Annotated in this window: 22 protein-coding genes; 16 read left to right on the forward strand and 6 right to left on the reverse strand. The window is 40.5% G+C overall.

Features of this window, described 5'->3' with window-relative positions; all coding sequences use genetic code 11:
* Positions 1-5: 5 nt before the first annotated feature.
* Entirely contained in the window at positions 6-1,049 is a 1,044-nt protein-coding gene (locus tag B4Q04_RS20245; RefSeq protein WP_088697889.1) for a malectin domain-containing carbohydrate-binding protein, read from the reverse strand.
* A gap of 374 nt (positions 1,050-1,423) precedes the next feature.
* Between B4Q04_RS20245 and B4Q04_RS20250 the strand changes: the two genes are divergently transcribed.
* From B4Q04_RS20250 to B4Q04_RS20295, 9 genes are all read left to right on the forward strand, one after another.
* Positions 1,424-2,089, forward strand: a complete 666-nt coding sequence (locus B4Q04_RS20250; protein ID WP_088697890.1) for a response regulator — start codon at positions 1,424-1,426, stop codon at positions 2,087-2,089.
* Positions 2,090-2,870: 781 nt separating this feature from the next.
* Positions 2,871-3,206, forward strand: coding sequence for a single-stranded DNA-binding protein (locus B4Q04_RS20255; protein WP_088697891.1), 336 nt, complete (start codon positions 2,871-2,873; stop codon positions 3,204-3,206).
* A gap of 71 nt (positions 3,207-3,277) precedes the next feature.
* On the forward strand, positions 3,278-3,727 hold the full coding sequence (locus B4Q04_RS20260; RefSeq protein WP_088697892.1) for a RadC family protein: 450 nt from the start codon (positions 3,278-3,280) through the stop codon (positions 3,725-3,727).
* 412 nt (positions 3,728-4,139) lie between these two features.
* A complete protein-coding gene (locus B4Q04_RS20265) occupies positions 4,140-4,679 on the forward strand; it encodes a BfmA/BtgA family mobilization protein (protein WP_088697893.1) in 540 nt (179 codons plus the stop codon).
* A 1-nt stretch (position 4,680) separates the two neighbouring features.
* Positions 4,681-5,715: a MobB family relaxase gene (gene mobB / locus B4Q04_RS20270; RefSeq protein WP_088697894.1), complete on the forward strand. Its 1,035-nt coding sequence runs from the start codon at positions 4,681-4,683 to the stop codon at positions 5,713-5,715.
* Positions 5,712-7,148: a type IV secretory system conjugative DNA transfer family protein gene (locus tag B4Q04_RS20275; protein ID WP_088697895.1), complete on the forward strand. Its 1,437-nt coding sequence runs from the start codon at positions 5,712-5,714 to the stop codon at positions 7,146-7,148. Before mobB ends, B4Q04_RS20275 begins: the two co-directional genes overlap by 4 nt.
* Before the next feature lie 1,006 nt (positions 7,149-8,154).
* Complete coding sequence (locus B4Q04_RS20285) at positions 8,155-11,214, forward strand: SusC/RagA family TonB-linked outer membrane protein (protein ID WP_088697897.1); 3,060 nt, start codon at positions 8,155-8,157, stop codon at positions 11,212-11,214.
* Positions 11,215-11,248: 34 nt separating this feature from the next.
* Entirely contained in the window at positions 11,249-12,652 is a 1,404-nt protein-coding gene (locus tag B4Q04_RS20290) for a RagB/SusD family nutrient uptake outer membrane protein (RefSeq protein ID WP_161496094.1), read from the forward strand.
* A gap of 24 nt (positions 12,653-12,676) precedes the next feature.
* The gene (locus tag B4Q04_RS20295) at positions 12,677-15,037 is read left to right on the forward strand and encodes a zinc-dependent metalloprotease (protein ID WP_161496095.1); all 2,361 of its coding nucleotides are present in this window, start codon (positions 12,677-12,679) and stop codon (positions 15,035-15,037) included.
* Positions 15,038-15,135: 98 nt separating this feature from the next.
* Here the strand turns inward: B4Q04_RS20295 and B4Q04_RS20300 are convergent, their stop codons facing one another.
* The 4 genes from B4Q04_RS20300 to B4Q04_RS20315 form a co-directional block, all read right to left on the reverse strand.
* The gene (locus B4Q04_RS20300; RefSeq protein ID WP_088697900.1) at positions 15,136-15,384 is read right to left on the reverse strand and encodes a DUF6520 family protein; all 249 of its coding nucleotides are present in this window, start codon (positions 15,382-15,384) and stop codon (positions 15,136-15,138) included.
* Positions 15,385-15,444: 60 nt separating this feature from the next.
* Positions 15,445-15,927 carry a MauE/DoxX family redox-associated membrane protein gene (locus tag B4Q04_RS20305; protein ID WP_236631063.1) on the reverse strand — a complete coding sequence of 161 codons (483 nt, stop codon included), beginning with the start codon at positions 15,925-15,927 and terminating at the stop codon, positions 15,445-15,447.
* Between the two features lie 75 nt (positions 15,928-16,002).
* Positions 16,003-16,962 (reverse strand): helix-turn-helix domain-containing protein, encoded by a 960-nt coding sequence (locus B4Q04_RS20310; RefSeq protein WP_088697901.1) that lies wholly within the window; start codon positions 16,960-16,962, stop codon positions 16,003-16,005.
* A gap of 76 nt (positions 16,963-17,038) precedes the next feature.
* Positions 17,039-17,422, reverse strand: coding sequence for a hypothetical protein (locus tag B4Q04_RS20315; RefSeq protein WP_088697902.1), 384 nt, complete (start codon positions 17,420-17,422; stop codon positions 17,039-17,041).
* Positions 17,423-17,689: 267 nt separating this feature from the next.
* On the opposite strand from B4Q04_RS20315, the gene B4Q04_RS20320 reads away from it, so the two are divergent.
* The 4 genes from B4Q04_RS20320 to B4Q04_RS20335 all read left to right on the forward strand — a co-directional run bounded on the left by B4Q04_RS20320 (position 17,690) and on the right by B4Q04_RS20335 (position 20,477).
* Entirely contained in the window at positions 17,690-18,565 is an 876-nt protein-coding gene (locus tag B4Q04_RS20320) for an RteC domain-containing protein (RefSeq protein WP_236631064.1), read from the forward strand.
* Positions 18,566-18,823: 258 nt separating this feature from the next.
* On the forward strand, positions 18,824-19,108 hold the full coding sequence (locus B4Q04_RS20325; RefSeq protein WP_088697904.1) for a helix-turn-helix domain-containing protein: 285 nt from the start codon (positions 18,824-18,826) through the stop codon (positions 19,106-19,108).
* Positions 19,109-19,111: 3 nt separating this feature from the next.
* Entirely contained in the window at positions 19,112-19,831 is a 720-nt protein-coding gene (locus B4Q04_RS20330) for a hypothetical protein (RefSeq protein WP_088697905.1), read from the forward strand.
* Positions 19,815-20,477, forward strand: a complete 663-nt coding sequence (locus B4Q04_RS20335; protein ID WP_088697906.1) for an ATPase — start codon at positions 19,815-19,817, stop codon at positions 20,475-20,477. Before B4Q04_RS20330 ends, B4Q04_RS20335 begins: the two co-directional genes overlap by 17 nt.
* 1,545 nt (positions 20,478-22,022) lie before the next feature.
* Here B4Q04_RS20335 and B4Q04_RS20345 read toward each other — a convergent pair.
* Entirely contained in the window at positions 22,023-22,403 is a 381-nt protein-coding gene (locus B4Q04_RS20345; protein ID WP_088697908.1) for a DUF2116 family Zn-ribbon domain-containing protein, read from the reverse strand.
* A 62-nt stretch (positions 22,404-22,465) separates the two neighbouring features.
* Between B4Q04_RS20345 and xerA the strand changes: the two genes are divergently transcribed.
* The 3 genes from xerA to B4Q04_RS20360 all read left to right on the forward strand — a co-directional run bounded on the left by xerA (position 22,466) and on the right by B4Q04_RS20360 (position 24,950).
* Entirely contained in the window at positions 22,466-23,593 is a 1,128-nt protein-coding gene (xerA, locus tag B4Q04_RS20350; RefSeq protein WP_236631065.1) for a site-specific tyrosine recombinase/integron integrase, read from the forward strand.
* A gap of 136 nt (positions 23,594-23,729) precedes the next feature.
* Positions 23,730-24,155 (forward strand): hypothetical protein, encoded by a 426-nt coding sequence (locus B4Q04_RS20355; RefSeq protein WP_123772409.1) that lies wholly within the window; start codon positions 23,730-23,732, stop codon positions 24,153-24,155.
* Positions 24,156-24,344: 189 nt separating this feature from the next.
* Entirely contained in the window at positions 24,345-24,950 is a 606-nt protein-coding gene (locus B4Q04_RS20360; RefSeq protein ID WP_088697911.1) for a hypothetical protein, read from the forward strand.
* Positions 24,951-25,091 lie beyond the last annotated feature (141 nt).

The raw sequence follows: 25,091 nt of genomic DNA on the forward strand, positions 1-25,091 counted from the left end.
TCTAATTAATGTAAACTTGCTTCTAATGCTAAAACACGTTTTTCTAATTTTCTGAACTCATCGTATTGATTTACTGATATTTGTTTCTGTAATTTCAACTGCTTATCTTGATTTAGAATATATAGTGTCAATTCCTCTACCTTTTCCAGCAACAACCTGTTCATCTCCCCAACTTCAATTCCATTGGTCTCAACATCATTTGCAGATGGGATATTGGGCAAGTGTCCCTTTTCTTCAATATGTTTTTCAACCTCATCTAAAGTAGGTAGGGTATACTCTTTTTGAAATACATAGTCTGGCCAATTGTCCGTATCAACACGAACTTCACGCGCCCTGACCGGACCGTCCACGGCAAGTCTGTACCCTGTTATCGCACCAGTGCCGATACCCACGTTACCTAGAGTATAGAAAATATTAGAACCTGATTTAGTCCAATTTGAAGTTGTTCCACTATCTATGTTTTCTAGCTTAAAAAGCTCAATGGCATTAACAATAGGATCGTTTGCAACTTGGGTAAATTTGATTACTAGAGAACCATTCGCAACAGTTAAGCTATCAGCAACCATTTTGTATATTTTCTTAGCCCCATCCATGGGGTCGCTGCTAGGTAAGGCCGCGGCAGTCATAATATTAAAATTATCGACTGTAAATTCTCCACTATTGACATCAATATCAAAACGCCGAGTATTCCAATTGCTGTTTGCAACTCCATGATAAGGTTCTGCAAAATGTAATACCACCTTGTACTCTCCGTTCTGAAGATTGCTAAATGTATAGTCGAACTCACTTGCTGTATTACGACTCATTAATCGGAATGACCTATATGGCTCGTTTAGCTCCGGTCCGACATAGTCAAAGTCTATAGTAGTGGAATTGGATGTAAAAGAAATGTCATCACTTGAAATATCAGCATCATAGTCTAGCCCGTCATCGGCTGTTACCGAACTGCCGCCACAATTGATTCTTTTTATAAGTGTTTCTTGCTGGGCAAGGGAAATATTTGAAAACAGCAAGAAAGTAAAAAATAAGTAAATGCCTAATTTTTTCATTTTTAGAGATATTAAATTTGAAGCTCTGGACCAGAACCACTTTTGATTTTCAGAGTAAAAAGAACGTTTGATTATGCTTTTTTAGCAAATGATTATCGATGAACCACCTAAACCGTAGTGAATTAGTAAACCATTTTCGTTAAAAGGGCTACTTCTACCGATAACTAACTACTTTAAGGATATGACTCCTTATGACTCAAACTTGATGGGAAAACCATCATTTTGTAGGCTTTTTCTTATTTAATTGATAATTAAATAGTTTTTAGACGCTTTTGTGAGTAAAAAATTAAGATTCCCTATTTTTTTATTTACACAAAAACCTCTTTATATAACAATTTTCCTTTCCTATCGTTAAGTACAAACACTCAACTCAAATGAACCTACCTGTATCCATTATTATAGTTGATGACCACCCGATGGTTGTAAGAGGATATAAACTATCCCTTGAAACATTGAGCAATGAATTATCACTTTCAATGCAAGGAGCTAGTAATTGTGAAGAAGTACTAGAACTTATGGAGAAGAACAATGAAAACTTCGCCGATTTATTATTACTCGATATTAATTTACCAGCTGCTAAATCGAAAGGAATCCATGATGGTGAAGATCTAGGGTGTCTTATAAGACGAAAATTCCCCAAAACTAAAATCATTGTACACACAGCATTGAACGACACACACCGTATTACCAATATTTTTTACAGCCTCAAGCCCGAAGGTTTATTGATCAAATCTGAAATTGATGAGAGAACTCTAGTAACAGCCGTATCAAATGTTTTAATCGGACGAACATATTACAGTAATATAATTAATAAGTTATTAAGTAATACCAATTTTAAAGATATTCATATAGATACCTGGAGTAAGAAAATATTGCAATACCTCTCTAAAGGACTTAAAACAAAAGATTTACCAAAACATATACCACTTTCGATTGCTTCCATTGAACGTAGGAAAAGAGAGTTAAAGTCACTACTGGGAGTACCCAATGGTGGGAATATGGAATTATTGGAAAGTGCCAGAAATAAAGGATTTATTTGATATAATAAACAAATAGACATTTCATAAAAAATACTAAATGCGTGGCAATGATTCTAACATTACATGCAAAAGTTGATAAGTTGCCTCTTTAATTGTATCTCTTAACCTTTTGTCCCATTCAGCACATCACCCTGCACTCCGTAAATACTACATTTCGGGCAATAAGCTTCACTACACCAGTCTTGGACCCGCCCCTTGTCTTTGGGCTCCCTACTCCCCTCTTCCTTCCCACTGCGCTGGAAAGCAACACTTCGTTCATAAGCCAAAAGACACGGATCAAGTCCGCTCCTCACCGGAAAGTCCAAAATTCTGTTTTCTTAACAAAATTCCCAGTGCATCCTTCTTGAGTCCGTACTTGGGAATTCTTAAAAACAGGATTTTCGACTAGCACATTTTAAGGGGTTTATAATGGAGGGAGCCTGTCTTGTTTTTCGGGACGGCGAAAAACAGGTATGCCATAAGCCATTCTAATACGGTCCCATCCCCTCCTTTCGCTTAACTGCCGGTACGCTCAAATCACGAATAGGCCCGAAAGAATGGCTAATGCCCTAATGGAATTTGTCAAGACTATACAAGTTTCAGGGTACAGATCGGGTATCTACCTCCTTGAAAACCCAGCGGTTTTACTACGTTGCAGACACTCCCGATTTGTACCCTGAAAATCTGGACAAAACCCACTCCCTCCATTGTGCGGTGCACAGAAGAAAGCAAACAAACACCCCTTAAAATTGAATTCAGCTGAAACCAAAAAGGGAAATATGAACCATTTAAATCATCTATTATGAGTACTATCAGAAATCACGTACAGTTGATCGGAAACGTCGGGCAAGAACCGACCATTACCAACCTTGAAAGTGGCAAAAAGGTCGCCCGCTTTTCACTCGCCACAAATGTCCATTACAAAGATGCCAAGGGCGATAAAAAAACGGACACAGACTGGCACACCGTAGTGGCTTGGGGCAAGACCGCCGAAATCATAGAAAAATATGTCGAGAAAGGCAAAGAGGTCGGGGTGGCCGGCAAACTGAAGACCCGTACCTATACCACGGACGATGGCAACCAACGATATGTTACCGAAGTGGTAGCGGATGAAATCCTTCTATTGGGAAATAGGTAAACTACAAATCAGAGGGAATCCTAGAATGCTAGGGTTCCCTCACTATTCACGACTTAAAAACATCCTTGCATATGAAAACACAGGTCAATGAAATACAGGTAAGCTATCATGAAAATACAGGCGTTTTTGAAGCAATACCCATGAAAAGCTCCCAAGATGTGGCAAAATTGCTATATGAAAACTGGGATACCGACACCATAGGATTAAGGGAAACCTTCAAAGTACTCTTGCTAAACCATTCCAATAAGGTGAAAGGAATCTATCCCTTGTCGGTCGGCGGGATTACAGGGACTATGGTCGACCTACGGATATTGTTCGCCCTGATACTCAAAACATTGTCCACGACCGTCATTTTGGCCCATAACCACCCTTCGGGAAAACTAAGGCCCAGTGAAGCGGACAAAGCCGTGACCCTGAAAATCTCCAAAGCGGCACGCCTTTTTGATATCACGATTTTGGACCATTTGATTATCGCACCCAACGGAGGGTATTACAGCTTTAAGGATAATGGACTGTTATGATATCGTTCGTAAATAAGAAACGTAACGTAGCAAATGCTACCAAAACGGCCCTTTTATTATGAAGGGCTTTTTCTATGTTCAATGCCCTATTTTACATATCTTTAGGGCGTTAGGCACATGTAGTGCGCTAACGGTCATCACCTCATTTTGATTTGACTTTCCTCGATGACCGTATCCAAAAAAACAAAAAATAGAAGGCAACTGACCGCGGTCAGCTTGTTCGAACGTTCGGGTCCCTGCGGAACGAAAAGGAGAAGCAAGAGGGTAACACGCTACGCGATGTTACAGTTAGTTTTTTTGTTTTAAAAAACTGATAACCAAACATTTATAAAATAAATGAAATTTAGTTGATACGGCGGTTTACAGCAAAACGGCCCTGACCGCCCTAAACAGGCAATAGTTTACAGCAATAATGGAAGATTCCTATAAAAAATATCATTTTTCAGCTATCAATATCAAAAAAGGGGTAGCTGTGCGCTTTCGAAACTTTTCCCGCATGGTGTCGGCTTCACATACCCGTACCTTGGAGACGGTCATGAATTTTTTTGAATGGAACGACCTCTCGCCCAACGATGACCTGGGCATCAAAAACAACAGGACCAACAAACGTATCAATGCCGTCATTGCTATCCTGAAAAATATCGAGAAACACCAGACCCTGCCCACCAAGGCCATGCTGGATACCCTTTTCCAAGAAATTTCCAACATGGAAAGTATCGAGGACAAAGAAGAGGATTTTGATTTTGGATCCCTCGAACCCTTATCCCGGGACACCGAACTGCAACAGTACCGCAACCGCTATGAAGAAATGCAAGAACAACTTGGAACCTATAGAAACCGCATACAGGATTTTCTAGAAAAATTGACCTACGTCAAAGGAACCTTCATCAAAGGACACTACAAATTGGATATGGACAAAAACGAATTTGAAAAATTTAAAAGGGAACTGTAATATGTACATCACCATTAGTGCCCAAAAAGTGGATGGTAATTATGCACAAAGCGCCTCGGCTTTCGTCGACTACCTCGAAAAAGAAAACCAGGGAAAGGACAGGGCTGATCTTGAATACTTCTTCGACCAATACGAGAATAAAATCACAGCGGCCGAAGTGGTCGCCGAAATAGACGGCAATACGACCAAACTAAAAAAGACCGAGCCCAAGTACTATTCCATTACCCTGAATCCGAGTAGGCGCGAACTCAAGGCTATTCAGGATTCCCCCGATGACCTAAAGCGGTATACAAGGGAAGTCATGAAAGCCTACGCCAAGGCCTTCAATAGGGAAATAAACAATAGACCGGTAACCGTCGAAGACCTTAAATACTATGCAAAGGTAGAACGTCAACGCACCTTTAAGGGAACCGACAAGGAAATCCGTGAGAACCAGCCCTATGCCACACGGATATTGGAGTTAAAGCAACAAATACGTGGCATTGAGGCTGGAAAACAATCGGGCAATATCCGTGAACTAAATAAGGAAATCAACCAACTCGAAGCAGCGGCCCCGCATCGATTGAACGGCAAACGTATCGTTCGGGGCACGGCAAAACCGGGACCTCAGAGCCATGTGCATATCATCATTAGCCGTAAGGATGCCAGTAACCGTTACAGCCTTTCCCCAGGGAGCAAACACAAGACCTCAGAAGTGCAAATGCATGGCAAGACCGTAAAACGGGGGTTTGACCGGGATACGTTTATCAAAAATTCGGAAAATACCTTTGATACCCTGTTCAAATATCGGCGTAACTATGTAGAGACCTATACGGCTAGAAAAACCTTTTTAAAAGACCCCAAACTCTATTTCTCCATGATAACCAAATTGCCCACCAACGAAAAGGCCGTGGCCTTTAAACTGCTTCAAAAGTCCGGGGTAAACACCACCTTGTTGAGCATCCCTACGAGCAAGCTCCAGCTTACCATCAAGGCCATTAACCAACTGAAAAAAGGCATTGGAAAGGCCATAGAATCAGGTTCCATCGGGATATGAACTGGCAATGGGAACATATCGTCCTTTATATTGTCGTGCCAGTTCTGTTCGGGTACACGATACTCTATGGATTGTTCTTTGCCGAACGGAAAAAACCAACGGATAAAAAGTACAGGGTACGTTTCAAACTAAAGAACGGTAGGTTCAAAATCGACAATATCCGGCGGGGAGCTTCCATCATCGGTTCGGCGGGCAGCGGAAAAACGGAAAGTGTCATCTATAATTTTTTACAGCATTTCAGTACGCACGGATTTTGTGGCGTGATTCATGACTACAAGAACTTTGATCTCTCCGAAATTGCCTATCCCCTGTTCAAGAACAAAAGCATTTCATTTTATACCATTTCCTTTGGTGATATCCATTATAGGGTCAATCCGATCGCCCCCAAATATTTATCCAATGAAGAAAGCGTCAACGAAGTGTCCCGGGTACTTATGGAAAATTTATTGGAGCAGAGCCTATCGGAAAAAAGTGGAAGCAACAAGTTTTTTTCCGATGCTGTGGAAGGATTGTTGAGCGGCATGATTTGGAAGATGAAAACGGCCTATCCCGATTTATGTACCCTGCCCCATATCATTGTCCTGTTCCAATCGCTCACCACCAAAAAACTGATGGCATTCCTGAAATCGGATTTGACCTCCCGAAGTATGGCCAGTGCCTTTATCAACGGTATCGATTCGGAAAAGCAAACCGCCGGGGTAAAAAGTACATTGGCCAACGCCTTTAAAAAAATCAGTTCCCAAAAAATGTTCTTTGCCCTTTCCAAGGATGAAGTACCGTTGGATATCAATAACCCCGACCACCCGGCCGTAGTGTCGCTGGTCAACGACCCAAAGTATGATTCGGCCTACTCCCCCATTATTGCCATGGTAATGCATACTATTATAAAGCAGATGAGTATCCGTGGCAGAAAGTCTTCCTTTCTACTGATGGAAGAGGCACCCACGCTCAAACTTCCCAATATGCATCGGATTCCCGCTACCTTAAGAAGCTATGATATTTGTACGGTGTATGTGATGCAGGACAAGGTACAGAACGATCTGCTGTACGGTGACAAGGCCAGCAAGGCGATTCTGAGCAACCTGTCCTATCAATTTTTCGGAAAGGTAAACGACCCGGATACGGCCAAATATTACGAACGCTTTTTTGAAATCATAAAAAAACCGACCCGCAGTATCAGTAAAAGTAGTGGCCTGAGCTTGGAAAGCCGCATTACCAAAGGCGAAAAAGAGGTATCCAAACGTAGGGCGGATATGTTCTTTCGTTTGAGACCCGGGGAATTCGTGGCCTTTGCGGACGGTAAAGATCGTAAGCTACGGTTTACATTGCAGCGCATAGTACGGACTATCCCGAAAAGAAAAGTTGTCCATACTGATGGAGAAATTAAACTGGCGTATGAAAGGTGCTACTCGGAAATCAAAAAACTGATGTAAGGTTTAGTTTTAGACACCGACCATCTTAAAAAACTCACTTAACTTTAAGTTTTTAGCTTCACAGATTCGCACAATAGTATTAAGACTGATATTGTAGTTTTCATCATCTCTAATTCTCCGAACAGTTTTCTCTTCAAGATAGTGGTTTCTAGCAAACAGACTATTATTATCAGTTGGATTAACCCACTTATCTCTGATAAATTCCACTATTTTCCGATTACAACTTTTCATTCCAAACAAATAAAGTTGATTTAGAAAAAAATCTTTCGGACTTGAATCCGAATTAATTGATATTTTTAGTATATTAGCTATGAAATATTAATTTTGCGATTCTTCTAAAAGCAAAACATTAGAAGCATTCGCTTTGAATCTCGATCTGAAAACTGGTAATTTTTGTGCAACGAGAGAATAAGCAGATTGCTCACGACCCGGGCGTGGGCTCTCTTATTGTTGCACGGTATACCAGTACCTCAGATCAATAAGTTGAGCTCCACGCTTTTTTCGTTTTTCGGTCCTCACCAGAGTTCAAAGCTTTTGCCCTAATTGGCACCAAAGTCTCGCATTTAGTTCAAACGTTATGAGCATCATTCATCCTAAACAGGCTACACAATGGCGACTACCAATTCTCCGATTTTGGCGAACTAACGGCCCATCGATACTTGAGCTGCTCTTTAAAAAGAAGCCCAAAAACCCAGTCTAAAAATCTCTTGGCTGTAGTTTTGGGCTTACGATTTTTCTTTTCCGGTTAACGTCACCTCTTTTACCCAAAGCTGTTCAAATAATTTTATGGCACCCGGCCATTCCACGTAATTCTAGCCACTCTTTTATTAAAATTTCCAGCATCCAAACCTATATGGTATTTGGACAGGTCGATTATTGCTTTGCTTCAGCCTAAAAACATTAGACCCAATCAGACATAGGCTAACACGAAAAAATCAACCTATCAACTCCTCTAGAATGTTGCTGACGAAACAGAAAATGATTGTATAAACCAATTCTCTAAATTATGAAGAAAATACCACTTATAAAGAATGCCCTTCTCAACATACTCACCGCCTACTTTTTCTTATTCCCTCTTCTTAGCACAAAAATTGATGCCATGCCCCCTATTGAAAAAGAAGTGTTTTTCGAGACTCGCTCCATTCAATCCACAATTTCGGGAATAGTTTCCGATACCAACGGACAGCCAGTTTCCGGTGTTACCATTCAAATAGGTAAAACTAATAAAGGAACCATCACGGGACTTGATGGGGCCTACACAATTCAAGTGGCATTTGACACCCACCTGATCTTTTCATCCATTGGTTACAGGACCGAAAGTATACCTATTAAAGGCAGAACGAAAATCAATGTTATCCTGCAAGAAAGTGTGACACAACTTGATGAAGTTGTCCTTAATGCGGGATACTATACGGTACATGAGAAAAAAGGAACCGGAAATATCGCTAAAATGGAAGCAAAAACTATTGAAAAGCAACCAGTAAACAATCCATTGGCAGCTCTGCAGGGACATATATCGGGCGTCAACATCGTACAGAACACCGGAGTGCCCGGTGGAGGGTATACCATTGACATCCGCGGTCAAAACTTTATCGGTGGTGGTACGGAGCCCCTATACATAATAGATGGTGTCCCCTATGGTTCGCAGTCCTTAGCCTCCGTTAGTGTTTCTGCGAGCATCAATGGCGGGAACATCAGTCCCCTAAATGCGATAAACCCCAACGACATCCAGAGTATCGAAGTCCTGAAAGATGCCGACGCCACGGCCATATACGGGGCTCGGGCCGCAAACGGAGTGGTTCTCATTACAACCAAAAAAGGGAATATCGGTGAGACCCGGTTCAAGGTGAACATAAGCAGTACGCTAGGCAAAGTCTCCAACTATTTAGATTTGATGAATACCGAGCAATATCTTGAAATACGAAGGGAAGGTATAGTAAACGATGGCTTTGGGGATTATCTTAAAGACCCTGCCTTCGACTTTGCTTGGCCCGACCTAAAGACATGGGATCAAAACCGTTATACCGATTGGCAAAAAGAACTGATCGGTGGTACGGCCCACCGTACCAATGCACAACTTTCAGCCTCCGGGGGTAGCGAGGACACCCAGTTCCTGATAAGTGGTGCATACCAAAAAGAGACTACAGTCTTCGTTGGCGATTCCAATTACAAAAAGGGATCACTTCATAGCCATATCAACCACAGGTCAAAAGATAGAAAGTTCAACCTCCATATGTCCACCCTCTATACCACCGAGAACAACCGGATGCCACGTACCGATCTGACCGTAAAGGCCTATACCACCGAACCAAATGCTCCTTCTTTATATGATAACGAAGGCCATATCAATTGGGCGAACAACACCTGGGAGAACCCTTTGGCTTCCCTAGAAGAGAAATACAATGTAAAAAACAATACGCTGATCGCGAATGCAGGGGTTTCCTATAAGGTGTATCCCAATCTAGAATTAAAAACGAATTTGGGCTACTCTGATTATTCCCTGGCATCCTATAGGTTACTACCCAGTTCGGCAAGAAATCCAATTTTGAACCTCACTCCGGAGACCTATTCTTCCAATACATCGAACAGTTCCAAACGCCATTCTTGGATTATAGAACCGCAACTGCATTGGAACAAACAGTGGGACAGGGTAAATGTAAGTGTCCTGACCGGTTCTACCTTTCAACAACAGACTACGAATACACTCGTCCAAAAGGGTATCGGATTTCCTAACAACAACCTATTGTTGAACTTTTCCGCTGCAGCGAACATCGAAATCATCGAAGACATGGATATCGACTATAGCTACCAAGCATTTTTTGGTCGGATCAACTTGGATTTAAACGATACATATATCTTTAATTTAACAGGACGTCGTGACGGTTCCTCCCGCCTCGGACCGGGAAAACAGTTCGGGAATTTTGGTGCTGTAGGATTGGCTTGGCTTTTTTCCAATGAAAATTTCCTGAAGGACAATTCCTTTTTCAATTATGGAAAAATAAGGGGGAGTTATGGTACAACAGGTAGTGATAACATTGGTGATTATGAGTTCTTGAACACCTACAGTGTTTCGGGCTTTGACTACAATGGAATAGCTACGTTACGTCCCACCCGACTCTTCAATCCCGATTTCGGTTGGGAAGTCAACAAGAAGTTGGAATTTGCACTAGAACTTGGTTTTTTCCGAGACCGTATACTGCTCAACACAGTTTGGTTTCAAAATCGCTCTTCCAACCAACTTATCGGTATTCCTTTGGCCACAACAACGGGTTTCAACAGTTTAACAGGCAATTTTAACGCAACGGTCGAGAACACAGGTTTTGAAGTCGATTTCCGCGCCACCCTTATACAAAGGAATAATTTTCGGTGGATAACGAATTTTAATATCACCCTGCCTAAAAACAGACTGCTCGAATTCCCGGGGTTGGAAACCTCCGCATTCGCCAATCGCTATCGTATCGGGCACCCCTTGACCGTAGTAAGGCTATACCATGCCCTTGGAGTGGACCCAGAGACCGGTGTCTATCAATTTGAAGATTATAACAAGGATGGGGTCATCAATAGCTTGGAGGACAGACAATGGACCGAAGATCTGGCCCCAAAATATTTTGGTGGTTTGGGGAATACATTGAGCTATAAAAATCTAAACCTTGATGTATTCCTTCAGTTTAAAAACCAAAAGGCTTTCAATTACCTGAGTCAACAGGCCACCCCCGGATATCGGAAAAATGCCCCCGTTACCTTGGTGAATCGCTGGCAACAGCCAGGTGACGACCAGCCTGTCCAAATTGCCTCGGGCGGATTCGGTGGAGGTATCGATACCGGCCAACTGCAAGGCAATAGTAATGCAGCGGTATCCGATGCCTCCTTTATCCGATTGCGCAATATAGCCCTAACCTACAAAATTCCCCAGAAATCCAGTAAGGCACTAGATGTAAGCATCTACCTGCAGGGGCAAAACCTGTTCACTATAACGGAGTATGACGGGCCCGATCCAGAGCAGTCATCCTATCTTATTCTTCCTCCGTTGCGCCAATTGACCTTGGGTTTACAGCTAGGCTTTTAACTATAAATTTATCCATATGAAAAATATAATCCCTATGACATTAACGAAGGTATTGACTATCAAAAATTTTGTGCGCACTGTGCTGCCAAATGTACTGTCCCTCTGTATTTTAACGACTTCATCTTGTAGCGATTTCGTAGAGATCGACACCCCCACGAATACCTTGGTCGCCGAAACGGTATTTGAGGATGCGTCCACAGTGGAATCTGCATTGGCGAACCTATACTATACGATGCGGGAAGAGGGCATGGTTTCGGGCAGGTATGGGCTAAGCGCCCTTATGGGAATCTACAGCGATGAACTGGATTACTACAAGTTTGACCCATATTATCTAGAGCTCTACCACCATAATGTTACGGCTTCCAATGCGCTTCTTTCTGGTTGGTGGAGCAATGCGTACCACCTGATATTTGCTACCAATGACATCATTGCAGGTATGGAAGACAACACCAACCTATCTCTGGAAGACCAAGCCCGGTTCAAAGGGGAAGCATTGTTCGTTCGGGCGTATATGCACAGCTTATTGGTAGCTCTATATGGGGACATTCCTTATATCACCACTACAAATTATGCAACCAATAATACCGTTTCACGCATGCCATTAAAGGAGGTATATGAACATATTCTTGCCGACCTTACCGAATCGGTAGATTTACTGAGCAATGATACCACGGATGAAAAGGTGGTACCTGATCAATCGACGGCTAAAGCCCTATTGGCCAGAATCTATCTCTATACCGAAAATTGGGCCCTAGCGGAAAGTACCGCATCCAAACTTATTGATAGCTTTAATCTAGAACCTGAAGTTCAGAACGTCTTTTTAAAGGAGTCCAAAGAGACGATATGGCAATTCAAGCCCAACGGTATTTCCGACCACAACACCTATGAGGCCAACGAGTTTGTTATCCAGTTCGTTCCGGGGCAGACCTATGCCCTTGGTAACGACCTGCTCAATACTTTTGAGCCAGGGGATTTAAGAAAGGTGCATTGGACAAGGAGTTTATCGAGTGCGGATGAATCGACCAGCTTGCATTTTGCACATAAATACAAAGCCCTTCTAAGTCAAACGGAATCACTTGAATACTCCATCGTCTTTCGTTTAGCGGAGCAATACCTGATCCGTGCGGAGGCACGTGCACAACTCGGAAAAATTAACGGGGCAAAGCAGGACCTGAACGTTATCAGAAATCGTGCTGGATTGGCAAATACAACAACCATTACTAAGGATGGACTTTTAGAGGCCATTCTCAAGGAACGTTTCACTGAACTCTTTACGGAACAAGGACACCGATGGTTCGACCTCCAACGCACGGGAACGGCACCAGAAACATTATCCGCTATTAAAGCGGATTGGAACGCTACGGATGTTCTATTGCCCATCCCAAGCACAGAACTTGAAATCAATCAGAATTTAAAACCACAAAATCCTGGCTACTAGGCCATGCTTGTTAATTTAAAAAAAATGATAGAATTAAATAACATTCGATCTATCGCTCCACCTGGAAGCAAAGTCCTCATATACTTATTTGTACTCCTTTTTCTTACTGGCCATAAGGTTTGGGGCGGGGCCAATACACCGCTCGAGATACCGTTTCCAAGTTTACGAACCGAGCTATCGCCCCCTCATTCCAATACTAAATTTGTCAAGGCCCATCTTCAGGAAGGCCGTCTCTATTTGGAAATACCGGTGGAATTGCTGGACAAGGATATGCTGTTCATTAGACACAACAGTGTGGAGCAGCAGGCATACAAACACGTAGCATGGTCCAGAAGTGGCACTCAAATTTTCTTGGAAGCCCCAAGGGTCAAATCCCTAAGTGGGGTAACCATTCCCGTTGATAACGACCCTGATATCGAGAAAAGTATAATGGCCGTATTTCAGATGATCCCCGAAAAAAGTAATTCCAAAATGCTATATATCGATGCTACCGAACTATTTCTATCCAATACGGGCATGTGGGGTGCGGGTTCCAATGCCCCCTTGCTTAAGGAACTGTCTTCGTTATATGAATATAAACTACTGGAAAATGAACTTATCGTTAAAACGAAAAGGGCCACTGGTAAAGAAGGTAAGATACATACACACCAAGTGGATTATAGTCTTTTCGTATTACCCGAACCAATGAAACCAAGACGTTTCGACTATCGTATGGGTTTCTTCTGCGAAGATGTAAAGAGCCCCATAAATCACATGACCAAAAGCGCGAAGGCCAACATCTCAAGATGGCGGTTGGAAAAAAAATATCCGGACAGGCCCCTTAGTATCCCCATTCAATCGATCAACTTTACCCTTAGTCCTGAAATACCAAAAAAATGGCGACCCTATGTGAGAGCGGGGATCCTAGAATGGCTACCTGCTTTTGAGGCAGCGGGGTACAAAGACGCCATAACCATAAGTGAATTTTCCGCACGAGATAATGATTGGAACGAGAACAGTGTCAACCGTTCCATGGTACGATGGGGAAACAAGAGAAGCCTACGGGGGTTCGAGGATAACAGTGGTTCGAACGCATCAACGGTGATAGACCTGCGCTCGGGAGAAATCCTAAAATCGGACATCCTTATTGGATCTTCCTATCAATCCCTTTCGGACGAATATTTCGTTCGATGTGCTCCCCTAGACCCACGCGCCCTTCAATATCCTTTTCCAGATGACCTGATGGGTGAACTTGTTCAAAGTCTCGTTGCCCATGAAGCAGGGCATGCCTTTGGCATGATGGATGCAAACTTCGGTGAATATGCCTATCCCTTTACCAAAATGCGGAATCCGGAATGGTTAAAAAAGATGGGGCATTCTCCTAGTATTATGAGCTACGCGAGACACAACTACCTCCCTCAACCTGAGGATGGGCTAGCACCTTCTTTACTTATCCATAAGGTGGGCCCGACCGATAAATATTACATAAAATGGGCCTACAGCCCATGTTACCGGTGCAGCACAAAAGAGGAAGAGGAATATCTTGAACAGTTAATTGAACAACAGGATACCATTCCGTGGTATAGATATAATAAAAGCCGACAGGAAATCATAGGTCCCGGGGCAACAAATGAAGTTGTCGAAAATAATGATCCCGTGCGCAGTACGGCACTAGGGCTACAAAATATCAAACGCGTATTTACGCTGCTTCCTAAAGTTAACAAAACAGAAAAAGATTATGCGCTGGTGAAAAGACTCTATGACAAAACTGTTGAATTATGGTACCGAGAAATGAAACATGTACTCTCCATGATCGGCGGGTCTACGATCCAGTATAAATCGGGTAATCAAAAGGGAGGAATATACACCCCGATTGCATGGAGCCGACAGGAAGAGGCCCTTGATTTTCTTCTTGAAAATGCATTTAAAAACAATAACGAATTGGCGCAACCGGAATTCATGTATGATTTACGCTATTCGACCTATCCGGATACGCATTTGGAATTTCAAATAAGATTGTTGTTGGAGCTGATGGACTCCAGAAGAATGAAACGATTGGAACATATCGGTCTGAAAACGCAGGACAAAAACCTTCAAGTCCGTTTTCTAGGACAAATACGGTCCGGACTCTTTGAAGAGTTACAGGAAGAATATATCACAATCGATTCCATGAGACAGACCATACAGAATACCTATGTACGTAAACTGATAATGGGGATTACAAAACCTAAGGACCTAATTGAACCCGGCAACAACCTGATGACCTATGGACATCCGTTTCAAGGTCTGTTGTTATCTGAATTGAACACCCTTAAAAAGGAGTTATCGTTATGTATGGGCAAAAAAATGGACGTAACTACACGGGGACATTTGTTACTACTCTTGAAGTCCTTGGAAAATATATAAACGAATAAGCATGCAACCTACGGTGCTTATATTTTGAATTGGCAAAGAAAAGGTGTCCTCTTAGAGCGACACCTTTTCACAATTCCATTTAAACCTATCTATGGTCTCTCGAACAATGGAATGGACAAAGCTTGGTCCGCATAGACCTGGTAACCGTCATACGTACAGGCTTTCTTCCCCGTTTCAGGACAATCAACCCCACCGGGTACTTGTTGGATTCCCGGCATGAGCGGATTGTTATAATAACCCGATTGGGCTATACTATTGGCTTCAAATGCAAATGATAGCCCTACGGCCATTAGCATGGCAAAAGCCGGTAATACGATTTTAAAGATTTTAGATTTCATATGATTATATTTAAAATGAACGACCTACTCTATTTTACAGGTTTTCGGCTTCCCCTGACACTACGTAGTATTTCTTTTATAATCAATTCTTTTCCGTTCACGAGTCTTATATATACCGAGTAAAGCCAATCCAACAAAAAAGAGGTTGAACACCAAATGTTCTTTCCAGCCCAATGTGGCTAAAACTCCCCCACATCCACAGGGTACCGAATCACTGAAGTTTAAAACCAGGAATATGTAGCTTGTGAATATGGTCATTAGGAATAGGCAGCCATAGAAGGCCTTTAGTAAATAGCCACGCAACAGGAGCATGCCCACAATACTATATTCCAAGATAGGAACGCCCCAGGCTATGGTGTCCGCATATGCAAAAATAAAGGGAGATCTTTCCAACTGGGCCTTGAACTGGTCGTAGACCAATATTTTATTCGTGGCGGCATAAACGAACAATACGATAAATAGAAAACGGATGAATTCGACTATTTTTTGATGCCAATTTGTGGTGATTACCATATCTTTTGATTTGATATGATAAAGTTCCATAGTAATTTTTAATCATTAGGGTTAACCTTTTGACTCTAAGGGATTTAATGAAAAAAGGCCTCTTATCATCCTAATTTACTCCTCACTAAATGATTTTCTTCGAAGATCACTAGGCGTGTACCCATATCGTTTTTTAAAAGTTCTTGAAAAATGCGCTAAACTCTTAAATCCTGTAAGATTCGCAATAGATTTTAGCGGTTTATCGGTATACCGTATCATCATTTTTGATTTTCTCAAGCGTTCTTCCATCAAGAAACGATGGACCGTAGTTCCATAGAGCTCCTTAAAACCATATTTAAGCTTAAACTCATTAGTGCCAATCTGTAATGCAAAATCTTTTAGAGGTGGGAAATGCGTTTCCAGATTGTTCATAAGAAGGTCGTGCCCTTTACGTAGTTTTCGGATGTCATCGAAACTTAACCGGATTTTCGGCTTTTTTGACCGGTGTTCTCCGGTCCCTTGCTTCTCTTTATGCTCTATTACATTTCGTTTTAAATCATTCTCCAGCGCATCTCGACCGTAGGAATGATGAATGACTGTTATCAACATGTTTTGCTCTCTATTTTTTTCAAAAAATAAAGTAGCATGTGCGAGTTTGGGAATTGCTAAACCTCCCTTCTTCCTAAAAGAGAGCTTTATTGAGGTTTCCTGAAATTCCCGTTTGGGCATAGCATCCCTTACTTCGGACCAGCGTACCTTAGACTTATCCTCTAAGAAAACACTAAACTTATTTCCTATAATATCCTCTTTTAAAACTGATAAAATATTACAGGCTTGCTGATTGACCATTTTAATGTATCCTTTGCTATCCACGATAAAGCTCATCTGGATAGTTTCCATGATCGTGGTATTAGAATTTGCATAACCTTGATGCAGCATAGCCTCGGATACTTCTTCGGCCAGCATATTAAGGGATACAGCAATGGCTTCTAGAGCATCGTTCTTAAAAGAACGTTCCAAACGATAAAAAAAATTTCCAGAAGCCATTTCCAAGAGCATTCTTTTAATTCGTTCTATCCTTTGTTTTTTGCCCATAATTATTACTTATGGTTTATTTCATTTTAAGTTATAGATCCCTTATAATCGCTAGGCCTTCGAGAACACTTCAGTGCTATCGTTCATCAACGAACGGTTCTAAAAATTTCAATGCCTCCCCTCGATTTACAAATGATTGGGTCGGGATGGGCGGGTTGTTCGTTCTTATGTAGATTGCCATCATCATTTCAGATACAGGAGGCTCAACGAGCATCGCCACTGCTTTTACTAAAACGGAACCTTCAAGAGCTAGATAAGCTCTAGCCGATTTACTAATTTCCTTAATTCCCCTAACGTCACATAGAACGGGTAACAATCTACCCTCGTGTAGTGTTAATCTATCGTTGACAATTTGAGCCGCTGCAGGTAAATCGACTTGGACGTTCTGATGGTAGTCAATATGCAAGATACCATCGTGAAAGCTATACGACGTATAGTCATTTTCAAAATAATTTCGCATAATATAGAAATCTAATAAATAGGAATAAACTTACAAAATTTTCTGCAATCCGATAGAAATCAGACTTCGGTAGACAAGTATTATCCATGGGTCATTTGTCAATAAAGGATGAAGTTTTGACTCTCAGGGATTACTAATAAGACAGACTATCCATTCTGCCCAATTCCAATTAAATTATATCTCACAAAAAAATGATTTAGAAGACAAGGGAAAAATGACAAGTGGCCTTAGCCCCTTAAAACCTATAACTCTTGAATAAATTTAAGTTTGGCCAATGGTAAATCTCCGGTCAGTGCTACAATGAGCTATCAAAACATAATTTCCGAATTCGAAAGAAAGCTGGAATCATTGGAGTCCGCTCATCAAGATATTCTATATAAAGCCGAAAACGGTATTACCCACACCGAAAATTGTATCAAAAAATTACGTAAAATAGTGATGCGAACTGGATTTACCTCTCCTGCGCAGGAAATTCACTTCTTCAAACATATCAAACCTCAAATCTTCAGTAAGCTGATATACTATGTCAAACTCTTTAAAATTGAGAGCAAACGCCCCCGGAGCAGCTCTAAGTTCCAAATAAAATATTTGAACGGCCAAATCAACAAGTTACAAGTGTTCTTCAACGATAATCTGGAATTTTACCACTACTACCGCAGAGGGGCGACCACTCTTGACGAACAGTACTTTGTAAGGGGTCAATCTGATCTTCGATCTCCCTCGGAATCTTTCCATTTTTTTGTCGACGAAGAATTTTCAACCTGCCAGGACAGCACCGTGGCAACCATTATGGCGTACGATATGCTCATTGTGTATCTACGTCAGGAAATTGAGAAGTTAGACTTGAATATGAACCATATTAAAGCAAATCCGATGAGACAATCAGCTTCAAAACTCTTCTGGACGGGGAGTAAAACAGAATTAATAGAATTGATATACGCCTTACAGAGCAGCGGAACTGTAAATAGCGGAACGGCCGACATTAAAGAACTAGCCCTCGCATTTGAACAGCTATTTAATGTGGACCTCGGTAATTACTATCATACTTTCATTGAGATAAGGGCAAGAAAACAAAGTAAGACCAAGTTCTTGGATCGCCTGATCGAAGTTTTGGAAAACCGATTTGAAGAGTCGGACGAATAACCCCAATACACTCCCAACTTGGGATTTTATCATTTACAGAAATTTTCTCTTACTATCGTATGCTCCTATTAGGAGCCCCATACCAAAAGTGTGTAATCTTAACCAAAAAGAATGAACGAAAAAAATCCCCCAAGTTGGGAACGACTATTGAATAAAATCAATTGCCAGCGGTAAACTTTGTAAAACGAAAGTCAAATCATGCAAAGCCGCCATCAAAAAACTATAACCTTGGCGGCTTTGTTTTAAAACTTATATCAAATGGCAGCAAATATTATTACTACGGATGACCTCCGCGATTTCAAAATGGAATTGCTCGACGACATTAAAAACCTTCTTACGAAACATGCCGATGGAAAAATCAAAAAATACTTAAGATCATCAGAGGTCATGGAATTACTGCAGATAAGTCCAGGGACCCTACAAAACCTCCGCATCAATGGAACCCTACCTTATACCAAAGTTGGTGGTATCATCTACTACAATACCGACGAAATCCAAAAAGTATTGGAAAATAACCGGGTAGATCGTGGCCTAAATTCCTAATCTATGAACTATATAAAGCTACTGAATACGGCTTTTGAAAAGTTCTATTTTGATGACCGTCTCAACCCCACCCATATCAGCCTCTATATGGCACTTTTCCAAGAATGGAACAGTAGCCGTTTTGCAGGAGAATTCTTTATAAACCGTAGAGAAATGATGCGGGTGGCGAAAATTGGTTCTAAGTCTACCTATCACAGATGTATGGTTGATCTGAACGCCTGGCAATACCTCTTTTATTTTCCATCTAACAACCCTTACAAGGGCAGCAAAGTCAAGATGGCCATTATGGAGACAGGTGATGAACCCGTAACGGGACGCTACAGTCCCAAATTGGAACTACTTGCGGAACAGTACTGTCCCAAAAAAGGACAGGTTGCGTACCCGCACCGTCCCATGAGTGGACAAGCACTGGTACCTAATATAAACCCTACTAAACAAGAAAAAGAGAATAAAACGCCAAAGGACAGGCGGGCCGTTATTGATTTTTTTCTTGAAAAAGATTTTGATGCCGGTGAAGCAAAAAAATTCTTTGAACATTATGCAGCGCGAAATTGGAAAACAAGTGACAACAAGGAAATTCGAGACTGGCGAGCAGTCGCCATCACTTGGATGGCCAGAAGTGAAGCTTTTGACCTAGAAAAAAAACCGGACAGGAAACGAGTGTCTCAAATCACGGACAACTTGCGTACCACCAAAAATAAAGATTATGGACAACCCCTCTAAAATTGTCGAAGGCAGTGTAGAATATTCCCTGGGCAAGTTTGACGGGAAGAGCGTTCTATACGATTTTCCAAAAATTCTGATCTATCTAAATGCCAAGGGAAAACTCCTGTTCGGAAAAAAATTTAGGATTTATGAAGTGGACAGGGAAATTCTACTGAAACTCTGCTCCTACTTTATAAGGGATAAGGAAGCTTGCAAAAAATATAATATCGATATTGACAAGGGAATCTTACTATCGGGGCCGGTAGGATGCGGTAAAACCAGCTTGATGAAATTATTGCGCCATATAGTACCAATGCATAGGCCATACGAGGTGATACCGTGCCGAAACGTAACTTTTAGCTTCAATCATCTTGGCTTTAAAACTATTGAAGAATATGGCAACACTAAATTCTTTTGTTTTGATGATTTGGGCGTGGAGCCAGCCGGTAGATTCTATGGGAAAGACTTGAACGTAATGGGTGAAGTTCTACTATCCCGCTATGAATTGTATTTGAATACAAAGCATAAAATAAAAACGCATGCCACTACCAATTTGAATGCCGAAGAGCTGGAGGAACGGTACGGCAACCGCGTCCGTAGTCGGATGCGTGAGCTATTCAATTTGATTGCTTTTAATAAATTGACAGGGGACAAAAGAAAGTAGTATGATTAAGCCTATTTGGTCCATGTCCTTTTTTTTGTTGGATCGTATTGGTTTCGATTTCCCTTCAAGTTTATAATATCTATCTAATAATTATTCAAAAAATAGAATTTGATTTAATAGAGAATATTACCCGTTTGAAAGTGACTTAAACCTAAAATTGCATAATTCTTAACGGAAATTCGCCAATCCTTGCACTCAGTAAGATCCCCGTTGGGTGTCGAGTAGGAAAAGGGAGTTTCACCCTTCCCCTCTCACAGAACCGTACGTGATAGTCTCCCATCATACGGCTCTTCTAATTTCACCTACAAAAAAAAGCTTATCCTCCTTTGGAGTTGGTAAATTATACGTAAAATTAGCTGCCCCCTTCGCTCCAGTTTCATTACAAAACCTTCGACACTACTACGAAACAGTCCACCACCTCACATTACATTGGTAATAATCTTGCAGTTGTTCTGCTTGGTTGTTCCTTTTAGCATTCATGCGAGGCTTCCTGCGTTCCATTTATAAGCCTAGATAAAAGTCATGCCACCTATACGACGGTTGTCGAATAGCCAGTAAATAGGTTTCCGCTATTCTTATCCCTGAGACCTCGACATTTCTCGGTTTTGACAACATGTATTGTCTTCTCGACGTTTCATCGGAAGGTTCGCTTTCGCTTATCTCTTTTATCAATACCTGACAGATCTAGTCTGCCTTTTCTTCCCTCGCTTCAAACAAACAAATTACTTTGGATGCATCAGAAAAGTGGTTTAGAACCAGCTCCTATAAGCAGATTCTGGTGGGTCGGTTCCACCATCTTATAAATAGTTACGTGAAACTAAAGTTTCACTCACAGCACACATCGAGTGGACAAAGGATTACTCAGACCTTCCAAAGCAACCTGCCGATAGGTCTTGAAAAAACACTTAAAGGTTTAAGTACAGGTAAACACCCTCTGCTTTTCCTCGTTCCAAAGGACAAAATTGAAGCTAATACCCCTCTTGTTACGAAAAGTTTCTTCGACTAAATTACTTTCTACAGCACCTATATGCAGCCTGAGGATACTTGTGCAGATACCCACTATCTTCAATTATTGGAAAAACCCACTTCATTAGAGGTTAAATTATCTCTGTACCTTAATAGTTAAACAGATTTAAGCTCCAAAATTTAGCGTAGTCCTAGAAAAATATATTTTGCATGTGCGCCTTTGAGTATTCGTTTTCAGATGAATGACGGACCACGCGGACGAATACTGCCAAATTGAAAAAAAAGTAAAAACCTAAGTTGGACTTCAAGGTGAACCATACCAAAATCACAAACTGGAACTGCAAAATAAATTCGGTATTAAAATAGAAACGGAACTGACTATGACCGAACTTTTCTGCTATCTTAAAAAAGACACTCCACTACCACTACTAATTTGAACAAAGAAAAGCTATCGGTAAAAAATAGAGAAAGATTGATTATAAGGAAACACCTATAAAACCTAGCTATCTATAAAAACCAAAGAGTGTAAGGAAACCTTGATAACGGACAAAGAGACAAGGGAATTTTATTGGTGACGTTTCAAGATTTCTCCATGTAACCTTGCCATTTGACGAGAAGGTATTTGTCCTTTCCGTTATTTTTAAGATATAAAAAACCGTATTCGTATACAAATAGGTATAAATCGCCCTTTTGATTCTTCCAATAGTGAGTAAAGAATTTGGAATCGAATCCTCTAGAGGTCAGTTCAGATTTTCTTACCGTAGTATATCCAGATTTGTTAAACCTTTTCAATATTTTCCTATTGACCTTCAATTGCCTGTCGACTTTTAGATAAAACGCCTCCTCTACTTGCCTTTTTTCGTATTGATCAATAGACCTACATTTTGCAGAACAGAATTTTTTATCGGCTCTTCCAATAACAGAAACACCGCATACCGGACATGTTTTTTTAGCATCCATATAAAAGTATATTATACATATAATATGCTCTTAAAGTACCAAAAGATTCCTAAACTTGTTCTATGAATTCCATGAAATCCATTACTCTCTATCATTTAATGATCAAAAATCAAAAGATGATCGGTATAAAGTTTTCACCGGACAAACTTATTCAAAATTTGATCAAGGGGCTGCCAAATCCAAAATGGAGTGATCAGCACAAGATGGTCTATATACGCAATACAAAAACTAACCTAGGTATCCTATTCAATACATTTCGAGGGGTGGTATGGATCAATTACAACCATTTTTTCGCCAACAAACCTGTTCACTCCGGCAATAAAAACGTTGACGTTCAATGGTTCAGAAATAGAGTAACCGCGCCTGAATATAGGCTTTGTCCCGAAGAATATTTACTGAAACTAGAACTAAAGCGATATTCGTATTCAACCGTTAAAACCTATGTCACCTACTTTGAAATGTTCATTAATCATTATAGGGATAGGGACATAAATACCCTTGATGAGCATGACATCAGGGCCTTTCTTCAATTCTTGATCCAAAAGGGGGTATCTAATTCTTATTTAAACCAAGTGATCAACTCCATTAAATTCTATTATGAAGTTGTATTGGATATGCCTAACCGGTTTTATGCAATAGAGCGGCCCAGAAAGGAGTTCAAGCTACCTACGGTTATTTCAAGGGAGGAGGTGCTTTCTATAATAGCACAAACGACAAACATAAAACACAAATGCGTAATAGAGCTATTGTACAGTTCAGGTTTACGCCGTAGTGAACTATTGAACCTCAAGATTTCCGATGTTGACAGCAAGCGAATGTTGATACGGGTTGCGAATGCCAAGGGCTATAAAGACCGCCTTACACTTTTATCGCTAACGGCCCTGGAAGATCTCAGAATATATTTTAGGGAATGGAAGCCTAAAGAATATTTATTCGAAGGCCGCAAGGGAGGGAAATATAGTGCGGAAAGTATTGTCAAAATCGTTAAGGAAGCCGCTAAAAAAGCCGGAATAAGACAAAGCGTAACACCGCACACACTGCGCCATAGTTTTGCTACCCATCTTCTAGAATCGGGTGTTAATCTTAGACAAATTCAAGTACTGTTAGGACATAGCTCCAGTAAAACGACCGAAATATACACACATGTTACAACAAACACTTTTAAGTCTATTAAAAATCCCCTAGATTAGTATTTGTAAAATGGATATATGTGTAATTGTACACATATCCGTACGTTGTAGTGCATTTGAGAAAAACGATATGCTGAAAATAATCCGAATAACATTTTACATAGTTTTGTGCTTTTTTTTGTTGGACATTTTCGACTTGTTTCAAACCAAAATTGGATTTTTAAAAGCAATTATTTATTACGGAATTTTGATTTTACCAATTCCTTTGCTCATAATGGAATTTAAAGCTAATCGAAATTTAAGTGAACCGATTTTAAGAAAAGCAATCCCAATTTTGACAATCATTGGACTGATTTACTTAAATCCTTTAAAAATTCTATTCAATATTGCGACTTGGAAAACCCAAACTATTGAGCTGATTAATGAAAATAAAGGAAATCATAAAGTTGAATTCCAAATGAAAGATATTGGAGCTTTAGGATATGCGAAACGAAACGCTGAAGTCTATTATTTGACAGAGTATTTTTATTTTGTGCTATCTGAAAATTATGACGAACGGAATTTTATCGGAACTGACTGGAAAAGAATTGACGAAGACATAAACGAAATTGGATTAAAATAATGTCGGACTTTACTCTGAATTGAAAATAGATACGGAAATAAAAAACGCACTACAACACCGTATAAAATTAATGGCTAGTTCTCGCCTACTTACGAAAATCCTCGCGGATTTTCTATCTGGTGTTTATTTGCTAAATTAGGTGCTTAAACACGCCACTAATCTTATACATAAACGTTGTAAGTAATTAAAGTGGACGACAAAATCAAAGACTATATTTTAAACGCTCATCCAATACAATGGATTGAATATTCGGAGGAATTAAGAGATTCATCTGAACTAATATGGAAAGAATCCAAGCAGACTAAAGTTCATATCAACTTCCCTAAAAGACTTGACAAGCCTGGACTTTCAAGACCATATTTTTTGAATATCGGATTTTCGATTGAAAATTTATTAAAAGGACTTTTAATATCTGAAAACCCGGATTATCTAAAAGATGGGAAAATAAGTTCTGAAATTTCTTCCGGGCATAACCTAGAAAATTTAGCTTCAAAAGTAACTACGTTAAAATTCGATAAAAAAGAACTTGATTTCTTAAAGATTCTCAGCAAAGCTATACCGAATTGGAGTAGATATCCTATTCCTAAAAGGTGGGAAATAAAAAATACAGAAGAAATTGTGACTGAAAACATACGAGAGGTATTTTTAAAAATGTGGGATAAAATTGGATTTAAAATATATGAACTGACTAAAGATGGCTGGAATGGACCAAATGAGGTCAATTTGGGACTCTGGAGAAGTTCCTATTTTGAAGGAACCTTGGATTTTGAGTTGCCTGAAATAGAAAAGAAATAACTACTTACAACAACAGTAACCGTTGCACAACCCCATAATCATTAAAATAACGACTCACATAACCGCTTTTTAAGGCGGTTTTATCTTTTAGACCACTGGCCAACCTATATTTTTTGGGTAGCCTACAAGTGAACTTTGAAG

Origin of the sequence: Zobellia sp. OII3 (assembly GCF_002211465.1) — a bacterium.
Taxonomy (GTDB): domain Bacteria; phylum Bacteroidota; class Bacteroidia; order Flavobacteriales; family Flavobacteriaceae; genus Zobellia; species Zobellia galactanivorans.

What these genes read in the sequence shown, in the direction of transcription:
- B4Q04_RS20245 (WP_088697889.1), bottom strand. Translation starts at nt 1,049, where the DNA reads ATGAAAAAATTAGGCATTTACTTATTTTTTACTTTCTTGCTGTTTTCA.
- B4Q04_RS20250 (WP_088697890.1), top strand. Translation starts at nt 1,424, where the DNA reads ATGAACCTACCTGTATCCATTATTATAGTTGATGACCACCCGATGGTT.
- B4Q04_RS20255 (WP_088697891.1), top strand. Translation starts at nt 2,871, where the DNA reads ATGAGTACTATCAGAAATCACGTACAGTTGATCGGAAACGTCGGGCAA.
- B4Q04_RS20260 (WP_088697892.1), top strand. Translation starts at nt 3,278, where the DNA reads ATGAAAACACAGGTCAATGAAATACAGGTAAGCTATCATGAAAATACA.
- B4Q04_RS20265 (WP_088697893.1), top strand. Translation starts at nt 4,140, where the DNA reads ATGGAAGATTCCTATAAAAAATATCATTTTTCAGCTATCAATATCAAA.
- mobB (WP_088697894.1), top strand. Translation starts at nt 4,681, where the DNA reads ATGTACATCACCATTAGTGCCCAAAAAGTGGATGGTAATTATGCACAA.
- B4Q04_RS20275 (WP_088697895.1), top strand. Translation starts at nt 5,712, where the DNA reads ATGAACTGGCAATGGGAACATATCGTCCTTTATATTGTCGTGCCAGTT.
- B4Q04_RS20285 (WP_088697897.1), top strand. Translation starts at nt 8,155, where the DNA reads ATGAAGAAAATACCACTTATAAAGAATGCCCTTCTCAACATACTCACC.
- B4Q04_RS20290 (WP_161496094.1), top strand. Translation starts at nt 11,249, where the DNA reads ATGACATTAACGAAGGTATTGACTATCAAAAATTTTGTGCGCACTGTG.
- B4Q04_RS20295 (WP_161496095.1), top strand. Translation starts at nt 12,677, where the DNA reads ATGATAGAATTAAATAACATTCGATCTATCGCTCCACCTGGAAGCAAA.
- B4Q04_RS20300 (WP_088697900.1), bottom strand. Translation starts at nt 15,384, where the DNA reads ATGAAATCTAAAATCTTTAAAATCGTATTACCGGCTTTTGCCATGCTA.
- B4Q04_RS20305 (WP_236631063.1), bottom strand. Translation starts at nt 15,927, where the DNA reads ATGGAACTTTATCATATCAAATCAAAAGATATGGTAATCACCACAAAT.
- B4Q04_RS20310 (WP_088697901.1), bottom strand. Translation starts at nt 16,962, where the DNA reads ATGGGCAAAAAACAAAGGATAGAACGAATTAAAAGAATGCTCTTGGAA.
- B4Q04_RS20315 (WP_088697902.1), bottom strand. Translation starts at nt 17,422, where the DNA reads ATGCGAAATTATTTTGAAAATGACTATACGTCGTATAGCTTTCACGAT.
- B4Q04_RS20325 (WP_088697904.1), top strand. Translation starts at nt 18,824, where the DNA reads ATGGCAGCAAATATTATTACTACGGATGACCTCCGCGATTTCAAAATG.
- B4Q04_RS20330 (WP_088697905.1), top strand. Translation starts at nt 19,112, where the DNA reads ATGAACTATATAAAGCTACTGAATACGGCTTTTGAAAAGTTCTATTTT.
- B4Q04_RS20335 (WP_088697906.1), top strand. Translation starts at nt 19,815, where the DNA reads ATGGACAACCCCTCTAAAATTGTCGAAGGCAGTGTAGAATATTCCCTG.
- B4Q04_RS20345 (WP_088697908.1), bottom strand. Translation starts at nt 22,403, where the DNA reads ATGGATGCTAAAAAAACATGTCCGGTATGCGGTGTTTCTGTTATTGGA.
- xerA (WP_236631065.1), top strand. Translation starts at nt 22,466, where the DNA reads ATGAATTCCATGAAATCCATTACTCTCTATCATTTAATGATCAAAAAT.